We start from the raw sequence: 14,358 nt of genomic DNA, 5'->3' as shown, positions 1-14,358 counted from the left end.
TTTTGAGAGAGGGGCTGTCTTTAAAAGAGCAGTCCCTTCTCCAAATCATAAGAGTAGGTGATGGAATTGCTTAAAACAATGAATCAAAAAATCAGCGTTTTTCTCATATTGTTCAGCACTGGCTACTTATATTTAAGCTTTCAGTTGAAAGAGTATCCATATGTACCAGTTGATTCGGATTTAGTCCCTAAAGCGCTCGGGATCCTATTAATTGGACTTGCCGTTCTATTATTTTTTGATAAATCCTCGGAATCAGATGAGGAAAGGAAGAAGCGGGTAGTACCAAAAAAAGAAATCTTGGTCCTCGTTTCAGTTGGAGGTATGATTTTTCTTTATATCTTTTTATTTGAAGGACTTGGATTTCTTCTGACTACAGCATTATTTGTATTTTTCTGTTCGTGGTTTCTTGGCTACAAGAAATGGTTGAGTAATGCATTGGTTTCAATTATTTTTCCATCTGTTTTATATTATCTATTTAACTATTTACTTCAAATACGTTTACCACAAGGATTATTACCATTTTAAAAGGTGTTGGTGAATTATGGGTGCATTAGATGGACTAATGCAAGGGTTTCAAATTGCCTTCAGTTTAGAAGGATTGTTGTTTGTTCTAATCGGAGTAGTGACCGGGACATTAATCGGAATGATGCCTGGTCTAGGTCCGATTAGTGCGATTGCGATTATGATTCCTGTTACATATGGGATGAACCCATCAACTGCTCTCGTTATGATGGCTGGCGTTTATTATGGAGCTGTCTTTGGTGGGTCGACATCTTCTATATTATTAAATGCGCCTGGTATTTCAGGAACTGTCGCTACCTCATTCGACGGTTACCCGATGGCACAGCGAGGGGAGGCCGGTAAAGCGTTAGCGATTGCAGCAATCTCCTCATTTACAGGTGGAACGGTATCAGTTGTTTTGCTTATGCTCTTTGCTCCGGCATTAGCACAGGTGGCTGTATCCTTCGGACCTCCCCAGTACTTCGCCTTAATGCTTCTTGGATTAACAGCGATTTCAAGCCTATCAGATGGCTCAACAATCAAAGCTTTGATCTCAGCTACATTAGGGTTTATCGTTGCGACAATAGGGATAGATGGCCAAACCGGAACAAACCGATTTACATTCGGAAATCCGAATTTAATGGAAGGGATCGATTTCCTTGTCATAGCACTCGGTTTATTTGCGATTGCTGAAGTATGTTTTTTAGTTTTAAAACGAAAGGATCAATCGTTAAGCAATCAAGCTAACATCGGTAACCTAAAAATTAGTAAGCAAGACTTCAAAGAAATGCGTGGACCGATGACGAGACAATCCTTCCTTGGCTTTTTGTTAGGTGTGTTGCCTGGGGCAGGCGCGACAATCGCTTCTTTTATCGGGTATATTACGGAAAAAAGAATAGCTAAAAAGCCTGAAGAATTCGGAAAAGGATCTGTGAAAGGATTAGCAGCTCCCGAAACAGCCAACAATGCGGCAACGAGCGGTGCTTTTGTTCCATTATTGAGCTTAGGTATACCTGGGTCTGGTACGACAGCGGTTATGTTAGGAGCGTTTTTGGTCCTCGGCATCCAACCAGGTCCGTTACTCGTACAAGATCATCCCGATGTTTTTTGGGGGATCATCGCAAGTATGTATATTGGTAACGTGTTTTTATTAATTCTTAACTTACCGCTGATTCCTTACATTGCAAAAATACTGAATATCTCACGCCCGTTGCTGATTTCACTTGTAATCGTATTTAGTTTAATTGGCGTTTACTCGATTAGCTTCAGTACTTTTGATTTGTATTTACTACTCTTATTCGGGGTAGTAGGATACTTAATGAGATTGTTATCATTCCCAGCTGCGCCATTTATACTAGCCTTTATCTTAGGTGGGATGATGGAGCAAGCATTCCGACAAGCCCTAACAGCTTCAGGAGGGAGCTTGATGGTATTCATTAATGATCCGATATCCGTTTCGCTATTGATTGTTAGTATATTGTCATTTGTAGTACCGTTTATTCGCGGGCGGAAAAAAACGCAATGATGTAGATGTAATAATAGTGCTAACCCTTTGCCTGCTGGTTATGACCCCAGAAAGGAATTGTTCATTGCCGAATAGTCTTCTAAGGACCAAATTCAACACTAAGACGAAGGGTTAGAATTTTTATGACACGTATTAAATACTTTATTCTTGCTACAGGAATCGTCATCTTGGTCTCTCTAAGCATGGCAGCCTGGGACTTATAATGATCGGAAAAGCTCTTCTAAAATAGAAGAGTTTTTTTGATATGAATTCACATACATATGAAATAGCTCTCGATTCCCAACATATATAACCTATTTATCGAAAATAAGTGGGAATTAGCCCCTATTCATCACTTATCTTTCACAATTTCACAAGATAAGTGGTGATTAAAAAGAGTGTTCAAATACTTGCACTTTTATCGAGAACAAATCAAAATATAAGTACCTAATAAAAGTTGTGAGAGGATACGAATGTATGATTGAGATTGGAGTTACGGGCTGGGGGGACCATGATTCTCTTTATGCCCCAGATATTAGACCGACTGACAAACTGAAAACGTACAGTAGCTTTTTTCCAACTGTTGAAGTCGATTCATCCTTTTATGCCATTCAACCGATTAAGAACTACCAAAAGTGGGTGAGGGACACGCCAGATCGTTTCTCATTCGTGGTTAAGGCTTATCAAGGGATGACAGGGCATACGAGGGGAGAAATCCCATTTTCGACCGCAGATGAAATGTTCAACCTATTTAAAGAATCGATCCAACCACTCCAAGAGGCAAACAAACTGAAAATGGTGCTGTTTCAATATCCACCATGGTTTGATTGTAATCGTGACAATGTGGAGCAGCTTAGGTTAGCGAAAGAAAAAATGGGGGACATACCCGTAGCTTTGGAGTTCAGGCACCAATCTTGGTTCCACCCTTCTTACATTGAGCGAACGCTTGATTTTATGAGAGAGGAAGAGTGGATTCACAGTATTTGCGATGAGCCTCAAGCCGGTTCAGGCTCAGTACCTAGAGTCCTTGAGAAAACACATCCTCAACAAACGCTCATTCGCTTTCATGGCCGAAACGAACACGGCTGGCAAAAGAAAGGCAACCCAAATTGGCGGGATGTCCGATATCTTTATCGTTATAATAAGGAAGAGCTCATAGAATGGAAAGAACGGCTAGTCGAACTGCATACCCCTGGTCATGATTTGACGGTATTATTCAATAACAACTCAGGTGGGGATGCTGCAGATAACGCGAAAGAAGTGATTGATCTCCTCGGGATTGAATATGGTGGACTTGCACCAAGACAGCTGGACTTATTTTAACTTTAAAGGAGATGATACATTGAGCAACGTAAAACTGCATCTGTATCATACAAATGATTTACATAGCCATTTAGATCAATGGCCTAAAATAATGGGTTTCCTTAAGCAACAACAACAAAAGCACGATGAGGCCAAAGAATGTGTCGTTCGTTTTGACATAGGAGATCATGCGGACAGAGTTCATCCGTTAACGGAAGGGACAGAAGGTCGTGGGAATGTTGAACTGATGAATGAGGCGGGCTTTCTTAATGCAACCATTGGAAATAACGAAGGGATTACATTTTCAAAGGAACAGCTCGATACACTTTATCAAGATGCGAATTTCCAAGTGATCCTTGGCAACTTGAAAGATGATGAGGGCAATCGGCCGCACTGGGCGAAGCCGTATGATATCCATGAGCTCCCGAATGGCATGAAAATAGGAGTTATTGCGGCAACGGCACCCTTTAGAGCGTATTATGAACTGTTGAACTGGGATGTGTTGGACCCTTATGAATCCATAGTCGAGTTTGCAAACGAAATACGAGATCAGGTTGATATTCTTATTCTACTGTCTCATCTAGGATTAGAAGCGGATAAGCAATTAGCAACTGAATCTACCGGGATTGATATCATCCTTGGATCGCATACACATCACGTCTTACCAGATGGCATTCATTCCAATGAAGTTACCATTGGTCAAGCAGGAAAGTTTGGTTTTCACGTTGGGCATATGGAGATTGACTGGAACGCTGATCATCGTAAAATCACCCATGTAAAAGCAGAAGTGATGGATGTGCGCAACCAACAACCAGATGAAGAGAGTGAAATGCTTCTTAAGCAATTGACGGAAAAAGCACATGAAAATTTACAAGAAGTAGTTACTGTACTGAACCAGCCCCTTGAACTTGAATGGTTTAGCAAGTCACCATTTACAACTCTTTTGGCTGAGGCGATCCGAGAATGGTGTGACAGTGAAATTGGTATGATTAATGCCGGGCTCCTTCTCGAGCCATTGAAAGAAGGACCCGTCACGAAGGGAGACTTACACAAAGTCTGTCCCCATCCCATCAACCCGTGTAAGCTCCTTTTAAAAGGTGAATATTTAAAGGAAATGATTCACCATGCGCTGACAAATGAACTTGCTAACCTTCGGATCAAAGGACTTGGTTTTCGCGGGGAAGTCATCGGACGAATGATTTTTGATGGTGTAGAAACGGAAGGTCGATTGATGGATGATGGGGAGTACCACGTTAGAAGAATACTAATCAATGGTGAGCCAATCGAGCAAGATAGGGTGTATTCAGTAGGGACCGTAGACATGTTCACATTTGGTAGACTACTCCCATCCGTAGCCTATTCGGAAGAAAAAAAATATTACCTGCCGGAGATGCTCAGGGACGTGCTTGCTTGGAAATTAAAAACCCTAGAAAGATAGGTAAACCGCCAACACGCTTTGTACAGCTATGACATATTCATAGTAAAGAAAAGGAGCGTGAGGAAGATGATTTCGGTCACCCCTATTGAGATCAATGGGCATTTATTTACAGGTGTAACCGTTGCATTACCGAAAACCAATTTCATGTCAATCAGTAATGACAAAGGATATATTATGTGTGGAGCATTGGATGTCGCTTTGTTAAATGAAAAACTTGCAGAGCGAAAAATCATTGCTGGGCGTGCAGTAGGTGTACGGACACTTGACCAACTGCTCGATGCACCTTTAGAATCCGTAACATTGGAAGCTGAAGCCATGGGCATCACGGTTGGAACGACTGGACGAGAAGCTTTGGTAAAAATGGCTCAATGAGGATGCATACACACAAAATAATAGCGATACAACCCCCATTCATTGCATACATATAGCAATAGATAGGGGGTTTTCTTATGTGGCGAATACGGAGGCGTGCCCGAATGAAAGGTCCGCTACCTTTTCAATACGTTTTTATAATTTCATTCATTATATTTATTTTGTTGACTGCCCAGGCACTTTGGTTAGTCGATCAAGGTATACAACCTGCACTAATGAAAATCGCTGAAACAGAGACAGAGGATATTGCTCAACTTGCAATTCGTAGTGCGGTAAAGAGTAGAATCGTTGACTCTGGTAAAATTGGTGAATTGCTTGTGTATAAAGAAGATAAGGATGGAAATGTCGTAAGTGTAAGTACGAATCCTAAAGTAATTAATGAAGTACAGTCACTTGCAACAGCAAATGTACAGTCTCTCCTCGAGCAAATTGAACAAGGGAAAAAACCTGATTTCTACAATTTCGCAGACGTAGAAGTGACGCGGGAAAATGAAGAGCAAGCTGGATATATTACGGAAATACCATTAGGGCGAGCGACAAACAACTCTTTACTTGCTAACTTAGGTCCAAGTATACCGGTTAAGCTTCGTGTAATCGGAAGTGTTCAATCAGATTGGATTGAAACAACTGAAGTGTCTGGTATTAATAATACAAAGCTTCGAGGTTGGATTAATGTTGTCGTTAAAGTTCAAGTAGTCGTTCCGTTCCAAACAGATGAAAAGGAAATAGAGACGAACATTATGCTCGTATCTGTATTCATGCCAGGAAAAGTACCAGATTACTATGGTCCAGGAGGAGGCGTACAACCAACTATACCTATTACGGAAAGCAATAAATCTGAGGATGACAAAGAGAATGGATCACAGTAATGTGGTAAAATCCATATACCTTGTATTTTTATAAAACTTTTATTATAATATAACGTGGCGCGAAAACAATATTATAAACCTTATCATCGGATGAGGTAGTGGAGCATAGAACAAGAGTAGCTTTGTGGGAGTATGACATCAATGATCACAAGCGAAAGGGTTCATTGCCGAAACCATATTTGAATGTCCATTCGAATATGGTTGGGGTTGCACCGAACAGGTGTAGCACTGTCACTATTCGGGGAATATTGAATAGTGGAGAACTACGTGATCGATGGGGGATAACCGTTACAAAAGGTAACGATAGGTTATTTTCTATCTATCGTTACCTTTTTTTTATTTACCTAAAAGTAGGATTATTAATATTTCGAGGTTAATACTTCCTTAGAGTATTAACGAAATTTACAAAGCTTACTTAATAATGATAACCGGTTGTTTCATCGATTAATGATCTAAACATTATAAGGAGGAACACTGTACCAATGGAAAATACAATATATTCTTTAATACCGCCATTATTGGCATTGCTGATGGTCGCGTTTACGCGACGCGTACTCCTATCACTTGGGACAGGCATCATTGTTGGTGCTCTTATGTTGCAAAACTTTGACATTGCCGCAAGTGGTATGAAGATCTTTGAAATCATCCGTGGGCTCTTCATCACCGAAAATGATGCAGGGTCATGGGAAGTCAACACATGGAATGTCTTTATCCTTTTGTTCTTATTACTTCTCGGAATGATGACCTCTCTGATCGCCATTGCAGGTGGAAGTCGAGCATTCGGTGAATGGGCGATAAAAAAAGTAAAAACGCGAGTTGGAGCGCAAATGCTCACAATCGTGCTCGGAATTATCATTTTTATTGATGATTATTTCAATTCTTTAGCTGTCGGTAACGTAAGTCGTCCACTTACAGATCGTCATCGTATTTCACGCGCCAAGCTAGCTTACTTTATTGATTCTACTGCAGCGCCAGTTTGTGTAATTTCACCTGTATCAAGCTGGGGAGCTTATATCATTGGACTAATTGGCTCTATTCTGGCTACACATAGTGTTACGGATTATGGTGCACTAGAAGCCTTCATCACGATGATTCCGATGAATATCTATGCATTATCAGCATTACTGCTCGTATTTGCAACAGCACTTTTCAATATTAATCTATTTTCTATGAAAACCCATGAAGAGCGGGCAATCAATGAAGGACAAGTTCTTGATCCTGATAAAAAGGCTGTTCCAGGAGAGCAAAGCGACCTTCCTGAAAGTGATCGAGGGAAGGTAAGAGACCTCATTTTGCCGATTATTGCATTGATTATTGGTACGGTCGCGGCTATGCTCTATACCGGTGCACAGGCAACCGATGGTGAAGTAACATTACTTAAAATGTTTGAAAACACTGACGTTGCAAAATCTCTCGTTTATGGAGGATTGTTTGGATTAGCGGTAACGATTGTCTTATTCTTAGGTAAAAGACTGCCAGGAAAGCATTTCGGACTTGGTGTATGGAAAGGGATTCAATCCATGCTTCCAGCAATTTATATTTTGATCTTTGCTTGGGTAATCGTAGCTATTATTGATGAGATTGGCACCGGTAAATATCTTGCGGGTATTGTTGATGGCAACATTAACCTTGCATTCTTACCTGTTATCTTATTCTTAATTGCTGGTGTGATGGCATTTGCAACAGGTACGTCATGGGGTACATTTGGTGTTATGCTACCGATTGCAGGGGAAATTGCAGCAGCCACAGATATTAACTATCTCTTACCAGTCCTTGCAGCTGTCCTTGCTGGATCTGTATTTGGAGACCACTGCTCACCGATTTCAGATACAACAATCCTGTCGTCAACAGGAGCGGGGAGTAATCATATTGACCACGTCATGACACAATTGCCTTATGCGGTATTGGCAGCCGTGATCAGTTCGGTTGGATTCCTCATTCTTGGATTTACGCAAAGTATACTCCTATCACTATTGACTTCTATTGCACTAATGGTTGTCGTTGTATTGGTATTACGAAATTGGAAATCTGTAAAAGTAAATTAATTCACTGTAAAAGCCTAAGTGGTGATTCAATTCATCACTTAGGTTTTTTGATGTGCAAAACTGGAAATATATTCTTGGGAATCACCGAGCATTCTAATAATTCGCTATTCAAAGACAAAATGTTATGTTCGTATAATGTAAATGTCAAAAAATGTAGTATTTTCATACTAATCTTTACGACAACAAATATAGATAGATATCACTAATTTTTTTGAAAATTCTTTGACATGCTTTTGGCAAATCGCTATACTTATAGACGAAATAGTCAGAAAAAACGAAAGGTTTTTACAAAAGGAGACTTTCGTTTCAAATTGTACAGAGAATGGGGGAGCTTTCATGGATAACAACAGAGCACAATGGGGGACAAGAGCAGGCTTTATCCTTGCAGCGGTTGGTTCTGCAATAGGCCTCGGAAACATATGGCGTTTCCCGTATATTGCTTATGCTGATGGCGGTGGTGCGTTTTTCCTACCATATTTAATCGCATTGCTCACAGCAGGTATTCCTATATTAATTTTAGAATTTACAATGGGTCATAAGTATCGTGGTTCATCACCATTGACATTTGCACGCATCAACAAAAAAGCGGAATGGCTAGGTTGGTGGCAAGTCCTTATATCTTTCGTTATTTCAACGTATTACGCAGTCATTATCGGTTGGGCCTTAGCATATGCCTTCTTCTCATTTAAACTCTCTTGGGGAGACGATACAGGCGGATTCTTGATGGGTGACTATTTAGGAGCTGCTGATACTGAAATTGGAACACTAGGTGGAATCGTTCCAAATGTATTCATTCCATTATTAATCGTATGGGTTATTACCCTAGGTATTTTATTTAAAGGTGTTAAGAAAGGGATTGAAGTTGCCAATAAAATTTTCATCCCGGCACTACTCGTACTATTTATGATCATCGTCATCCGCGCACTAACTTTAGACGGAGCTAACATCGGATTAGAGGCACTATTCAAACCAGATTGGAGCCGAATTGGTGATTCGAAAGTCTGGATTGATGCATACGGGCAAATTTTCTTCAGTTTATCCATTGCATTTGCAATTATGATTACGTATTCAAGTTATCTTCCAAAGAAATCGGATATTACGAACAACGCATTCATCACTGGATTCAGTAACTCGAGCTTTGAGTTGTTAGCAGGTATTGGGGTATTTAGTGCTCTTGGATTTATGGCAAAAGCATCTGGTGTTGATATTAGTGAAGTCGCAACAGCAGGTATAGGTCTTGCATTTGCGGTATTCCCGGCTATTATTAATGAAATGCCAGCCTTTAGAGAGTTATTCGGATTCTTATTCTTTACATCACTTGTTCTGGCGGGTCTATCTTCGTTAGTTTCAATTAGTGAAACGTACATTGCAGGTTTCCAAGACAAGTTCAATATTTCTCGTACGAAAGCAGTAGCAATCGGTGGAGGACTTTCAGCATTGATTTCCGTCCTTTATGCTACAAAAGGTGGACTATATATCTTGGACGTAGTCGATCACTTCGTATTATCTATGGGTGTAGGATTATCAGGACTCGTCGAAGTCATCTTAATTGCATGGGTGTTTAGAAAGGTCAAGTCGCTACAAGGGTATGCGAATGAATTTTCTGACATACGTCTTGGTAGCTGGTGGGTCATTTGTCTAACGGTTATTACACCACTACTTCTTGGTTTCATGATGATCAAGAATGTGTATACGGATATTGTTGAGCCATACGAGGGATACGAAGTATCCTTCCTAATCACATACGGTTGGGTAGCACTTGGTCTAACACTTGTTGCTGGATTCTTATTCGCATCACGTCGCTGGAGCAAAGACATTGATGGCGAAAATAAGGAGGTAAGCTAATATGACAGGATCTGCAATTGCGATGTTTGTTGTAGGCGCCGTCATCATTTGGGGCGGTCTAGCTTTAAGTATTGGAAATGCCATTAAGGTAGCTAAACAAAATAAAGAATAATTTAAAGGATGAGTTGGTCACAAGCCGACTCATCCTTATTTTTATTCATAAAAAAGTTACTTGATATTCCTGAATTCTATTGGCTCGCTATTTCCTCCGGTCTTGTCTTTCCCATGCTTTTAAATAAGGGTAGGGATCAAATGACCATTCGTTGTATCCATTATCTCGGTACATTCCGTAATGAAGATGAGGTGGGAACTTTCCTTGTGTTCCGGGAGGTCCATACCCTGAACTTCCTACATAACCGACTGTTTGCCCCGGTTTAACGACAGACCCTTTGTCTATCCCTTTTTCAAAACCGTTTAAATGAGCGTAATAATGGTACACATTGTTCAAATCTCGAATGCCGATTCGCCAACCACCAAAGCGATTCCAACCTTTCATTTCAACGATGCCGTATGTTGTAGCACGAACGGGAACCCCGTAATTGGCAAAAATATCAGTTCCTTCATGAATACGTAAACCACCAAAACCTCTTCGATCTCCCCAAGTGTTCCGGTAGCTATAATTGGAGCGAATAGGAACGGGAAAGGCTTTATCATGTAAACTAATGGTTTGAAATTCTTTATATACTTTTGCAATACCGGTAATAATATCAACTGTTTTATCCCGTTGATAATAATCCCATAACCCTATACGTATGTTTTCATCATCAAAACCGTACGACTGTAAATAGTTTGAGAATGTAAACAAAAGGTCCTCATCATTGTCCCGATCTGCCTTACCATCATTGTTACCATCTAACCCGATGCCACCAAAAAGGGAAATCGTTGTGGCATTTTGATCGTCTACATTTGGATTTAATGGACCAGCCCACTGTTCGGGCGAATAATAAATCCCGATTAAACCTTTTTCTTCTGGAAGGTCATTTTGCGCATTACGAAGAGATCGTTCATATTGATCGATTGCGGCAAGGTAGTACCAAGGGACAGATGTTAAAGCTTCCATCTTGTGATACAAGCCATATCGTTGTACATCTTCCTTTTGATATTCTGTTTTTGCATGCGTATCATTCGAATATACACTTAAGCTGAATATGAAGATAATGAACAGTACAATTTTTTTCATACAGGGAACTCATTCCTTTCCTGTATCTTTTCCATAATGTTAGTTTGTATTGAATAACGCAAATGATGATTCTCAAATGTTGGAAAAGTAGTTGAGCGGCGTCGGTTATGGAACTTCGTCGAACAATATGATACAGTAATAAAGTATTGGATGATCGGATCAGAGTAAGCAAGCTCAAAGCCGGAATCTTAAATCTAATCCTACGATGGAGTGAGTTAGATGGCGAAAAAAGAAGAACATATTCGTAAGCCCGAGTGGCTTAAAATCAAATTAAATACGAACGAAAATTATACAGGCCTTAAGAAGATGATGCGTGAGAATAACCTACATACGGTTTGTGAGGAAGCGCGTTGTCCGAATATACACGAGTGCTGGGCGGAGCGTAAGACAGCAACATTTATGATTCTTGGTGATGTTTGTACACGTGCTTGTCGTTTTTGCGCAGTTAAAACAGGATTGCCAAATGAATTAGATCTTCAAGAACCTGAACGTGTAGCGGAGTCTGTGAAATTAATGGGACTTAAGCATGCGGTTATTACAGCTGTAGCACGTGACGACTTGAAAGACGGTGGATCTGGCGTTTATGCAGAAACAGTCCGAGCGGTTCGTCGTGCGAATCCTTTCTGTACAGTTGAAGTTCTGCCTTCAGACATGATGGGGAACTATGATAACTTGAAGACGTTAATGGATGCTCGTCCAGATATTCTTAATCATAATATCGAGACCGTTGAACGTCTGACTCCACGCGTTCGTGCCCGTGCAAAATATGAGCGTTCTTTAGAATTCCTTCGCAGAGCTAAAGAAATGCAGCCAGATATTCCAACTAAGTCAAGTCTCATGGTTGGACTTGGCGAAACGAAAGAAGAAATCATTCAAACGATGGATGATCTTCGTGCAAATGATGTAGATATCATGACAATTGGACAGTATCTACAACCGTCTAAGAAACACTTGAAAGTACAAAAGTACTACCACCCAGATGAGTTTGCTGAGTTAAAAGAAATTGCAATGACTAAAGGCTTCAGCCACTGTGAGTCAGGTCCTATGGTACGTTCTTCTTACCATGCTGATGAGCAGGTTAATGCAGCTTCAAAACAACGTCAACAAGGCGCACAATAATTTAAGTGAAAAGGGCTGACCACATACCGATGATGTTCATCGTATGCTGGGTCAGCCTTTTCTTGTTCCATAAAAGAATTAAATTTTAGTCAACAACTATTTCACGTGCTTGCGCTTTTCTCATTTCATTTTTCCTGATTGATTTCGTATCCCCATATCTGTGTCCATTTTTCCTTCTTCGCCTTCATATCCGCTCATTCTTTCTCCTTGTGGCGATTTTTTCATCTCTTTTACAAGACCGTCGACACTATTTTTTACATGCGCGGTGGTTTCATCTAAATTTTTGTATCGTTCTATATCTTCGAAAAGGGTGGTATCATCTGAGACATAGACTTTGAACCAACGGGGTACGACTGATAATGCTGTCTTTTTGACCATATCTGCAGTTTTGTTCCGGTCATCAGTCTTTGCTTCATACACAATAAGTACTTTATCACTTGTGACGAGTGTTGCTGAATCTTTAACATCTCTGAACTGCATAACCATCCTTGAGATGATATTAGATAGTTGCTTCCGATCCAGCTGTGGTATTTTGGACATTGGACCTCTCTCATCAGAAGGACTTTGTATGCGTGTATAGCCAAAGTCATTGATTGCATCTTCAGGTGTTTTTCCAGGAGTACCAGCACGATCACGCGCATCCATCGTACGGTTTAACCCATTACCATTCGCACCGTCATAATCTCCTTTATCCATTCCGCAAGCGGGTAGTATAAGCAGGGAACAAGTTAATCCAGCAATTATGAATTTTTTCATTTACATTCACCTCCTGTATATAGATTTTGCTGGAACATTTATCGTTATACAGAGAGAACGTAGCCATTTGCACGGAAAACATGATAAAATAGAAAATGTGAAATGGAGTGATGAGATTGGTTTGCGTAAATGGGAACCATTATGAAGTCATTGAAGATTATCGGGATGGTTGGAATGAGGAAGAATTTACATCTCGTTACAGTGAAATTTTACATAAATACGATTACATTGTCGGTGACTGGGGATACAATCAGCTGCGTCTTCGTGGCTTTTTTGAAGATCAACATGATAAAGCGAACTATGAAACGAAGTATAGCACAGTGCCTGAGTATCTTCTCGAGTTCTGTAATTTCGGATGTGCCTATTTCATTGTAAAAAAAGTGAAAAGCAAGTCTCAGAACAAAAACTCGGAAAACAAGCCAAGAAAACAAAAAGAAAAACATAAATCAGAAAAAGGGAGCTGACATTGAAGTCAGTCCCTTTTTTCGTAGTGGGCCCGGATTAGCCTTAACCGGTCACCCGTATGGGGTTTCTGTGTCTCGATCTGGATCATCATGAGTTGGATGAGCACCAGGAAATTGTCTAGGGATGTCTTGATGGAGGTTCTTATTCTCATAGTTGAATGCACTATAATAGCGCTGGTCCTCATCAAAAGGTGTTGATTTACCGAGAGCCTGATTTACTGGAGAACCGTAGGGTCCTTCAGGTAAATCCTCTGGTAAAACATACCTATGCATCGTTTCGACATTTGAAAAGTCCGTGTACTGTACGTCGACTTCCTTCTGATACCCTGCTTTAGAACCTCTTGCCAAAGGACACCACTCCTTGTCGGCATTTGAATAGGTGATGTTCCTATCCATTTTTAGCATACCCCGATCGAGTGGTGCTTAAAGTAGCAAAACCTTTCCAAAAACTTGAGATAAACATGTAGAAGTCATCAAAATCGTGATGAATCACTGCAAAACCTTAAGATCATCTCAAAAGTTTAGAGGTTTTCTCTTCAATTAGGCATTTATCTAGAAAAACAAGGAATTATCTAGAAAAATCGGAAATTATCTAGAAAAATGAGGTTTTATCTAGAAAAAAATAAATTTATCTAGAAAAACAGCAAATTATCTAGAAAAACGATGTGAACCCCTCAATCCATCCTTAAGACAGTACTTCTTCAGCTAAGAATTCACGCAATTCTTGTGCATCTTCTTCGTTCAAACTGAAGACGTGTTCAATGTACCCAGGTTCGTCTATATCATCTCGTCCAATGATCGCGAAACGTCCGCCTTGAATGTCCAACACTAGAGGCTTACCGTAGTGACGATCCGTTTTCGTAATGGCTAAGTCAAATCGTTGGTTTTCTCCCATAAAGCTGACAAAGCGAGTTTTCGTTTCTTCAGAATCATCATATAAATAAAAACGCTCAGACATAATTG

The 14,358-nt window shown here is 40.2% G+C and carries 15 protein-coding genes and 1 riboswitch; of the genes, 11 read left to right on the top strand and 4 right to left on the bottom strand.

Annotated elements, in window-relative coordinates; genetic code table 11:
- The first annotated feature begins 78 nt into the window (after positions 1-78).
- From L2716_RS12540 to L2716_RS12500, 9 genes are all read left to right on the top strand, one after another.
- The gene (locus L2716_RS12540; protein WP_329610119.1) at positions 79-525 is read left to right on the top strand and encodes a tripartite tricarboxylate transporter TctB family protein; all 447 of its coding nucleotides are present in this window, start codon (positions 79-81) and stop codon (positions 523-525) included.
- Between the two features lie 16 nt (positions 526-541).
- Complete coding sequence (locus L2716_RS12535; protein WP_236335590.1) at positions 542-2,026, top strand: tripartite tricarboxylate transporter permease; 1,485 nt, start codon at positions 542-544, stop codon at positions 2,024-2,026.
- A gap of 456 nt (positions 2,027-2,482) precedes the next feature.
- Positions 2,483-3,328 (top strand): DUF72 domain-containing protein, encoded by an 846-nt coding sequence (locus tag L2716_RS12530; RefSeq protein WP_236335589.1) that lies wholly within the window; start codon positions 2,483-2,485, stop codon positions 3,326-3,328.
- Positions 3,329-3,347: 19 nt separating this feature from the next.
- Positions 3,348-4,745, top strand: a complete 1,398-nt coding sequence (locus L2716_RS12525) for a bifunctional metallophosphatase/5'-nucleotidase (RefSeq protein WP_236335582.1) — start codon at positions 3,348-3,350, stop codon at positions 4,743-4,745.
- Positions 4,746-4,811: 66 nt separating this feature from the next.
- Entirely contained in the window at positions 4,812-5,117 is a 306-nt protein-coding gene (locus L2716_RS12520) for a YunC family protein (protein WP_236335580.1), read from the top strand.
- A 77-nt stretch (positions 5,118-5,194) separates the two neighbouring features.
- A complete protein-coding gene (gene yunB, locus L2716_RS12515) occupies positions 5,195-5,986 on the top strand; it encodes a sporulation protein YunB (protein WP_236335578.1) in 792 nt (263 codons plus the stop codon).
- 88 nt (positions 5,987-6,074) lie between these two features.
- A riboswitch (Lysine riboswitch) is annotated at positions 6,075-6,260 on the top strand.
- Positions 6,261-6,468: 208 nt separating this feature from the next.
- Positions 6,469-8,031, top strand: a complete 1,563-nt coding sequence (locus tag L2716_RS12510) for a Na+/H+ antiporter NhaC family protein (protein WP_236335565.1) — start codon at positions 6,469-6,471, stop codon at positions 8,029-8,031.
- Between the two features lie 336 nt (positions 8,032-8,367).
- A complete protein-coding gene (locus tag L2716_RS12505) occupies positions 8,368-9,876 on the top strand; it encodes a sodium-dependent transporter (RefSeq protein ID WP_236335562.1) in 1,509 nt (502 codons plus the stop codon).
- 1 nt (position 9,877) lies between these two features.
- A complete protein-coding gene (locus tag L2716_RS12500) occupies positions 9,878-9,988 on the top strand; it encodes a MetS family NSS transporter small subunit (RefSeq protein WP_236335559.1) in 111 nt (36 codons plus the stop codon).
- Between the two features lie 87 nt (positions 9,989-10,075).
- Here L2716_RS12500 and L2716_RS12495 read toward each other — a convergent pair whose 3' ends face one another.
- Positions 10,076-11,056, bottom strand: a complete 981-nt coding sequence (locus L2716_RS12495) for a M23 family metallopeptidase (protein ID WP_236335557.1) — start codon at positions 11,054-11,056, stop codon at positions 10,076-10,078.
- A gap of 219 nt (positions 11,057-11,275) precedes the next feature.
- Between L2716_RS12495 and lipA the strand changes: the two genes are divergently transcribed.
- On the top strand, positions 11,276-12,175 hold the full coding sequence (gene lipA / locus L2716_RS12490; protein ID WP_236335555.1) for a lipoyl synthase: 900 nt from the start codon (positions 11,276-11,278) through the stop codon (positions 12,173-12,175).
- Positions 12,176-12,295: 120 nt separating this feature from the next.
- On the opposite strand, the gene L2716_RS12485 is transcribed toward lipA, so the two are convergent.
- The gene (locus L2716_RS12485) at positions 12,296-12,931 is read right to left on the bottom strand and encodes a YhcN/YlaJ family sporulation lipoprotein (protein WP_236335523.1); all 636 of its coding nucleotides are present in this window, start codon (positions 12,929-12,931) and stop codon (positions 12,296-12,298) included.
- A gap of 110 nt (positions 12,932-13,041) precedes the next feature.
- On the opposite strand from L2716_RS12485, the gene L2716_RS12480 reads away from it, so the two are divergent.
- Positions 13,042-13,395: a YutD family protein gene (locus L2716_RS12480; RefSeq protein ID WP_408005309.1), complete on the top strand. Its 354-nt coding sequence runs from the start codon at positions 13,042-13,044 to the stop codon at positions 13,393-13,395.
- A gap of 51 nt (positions 13,396-13,446) precedes the next feature.
- On the opposite strand, the gene L2716_RS12475 is transcribed toward L2716_RS12480, so the two are convergent.
- Both L2716_RS12475 and L2716_RS12470 read right to left on the bottom strand, forming a co-directional pair.
- The gene (locus tag L2716_RS12475) at positions 13,447-13,668 is read right to left on the bottom strand and encodes a hypothetical protein (protein WP_236337868.1); all 222 of its coding nucleotides are present in this window, start codon (positions 13,666-13,668) and stop codon (positions 13,447-13,449) included.
- A 412-nt stretch (positions 13,669-14,080) separates the two neighbouring features.
- Complete coding sequence (locus L2716_RS12470; protein WP_236335518.1) at positions 14,081-14,353, bottom strand: DUF3055 domain-containing protein; 273 nt, start codon at positions 14,351-14,353, stop codon at positions 14,081-14,083.
- Positions 14,354-14,358 lie beyond the last annotated feature (5 nt).

This window comes from Pseudalkalibacillus berkeleyi, assembly GCF_021608225.1.
Lineage (GTDB): Bacteria > Bacillota > Bacilli > Bacillales > Fictibacillaceae > Pseudalkalibacillus > Pseudalkalibacillus berkeleyi.
This window is presented reverse-complemented; position numbering and strand designations above follow the sequence as displayed.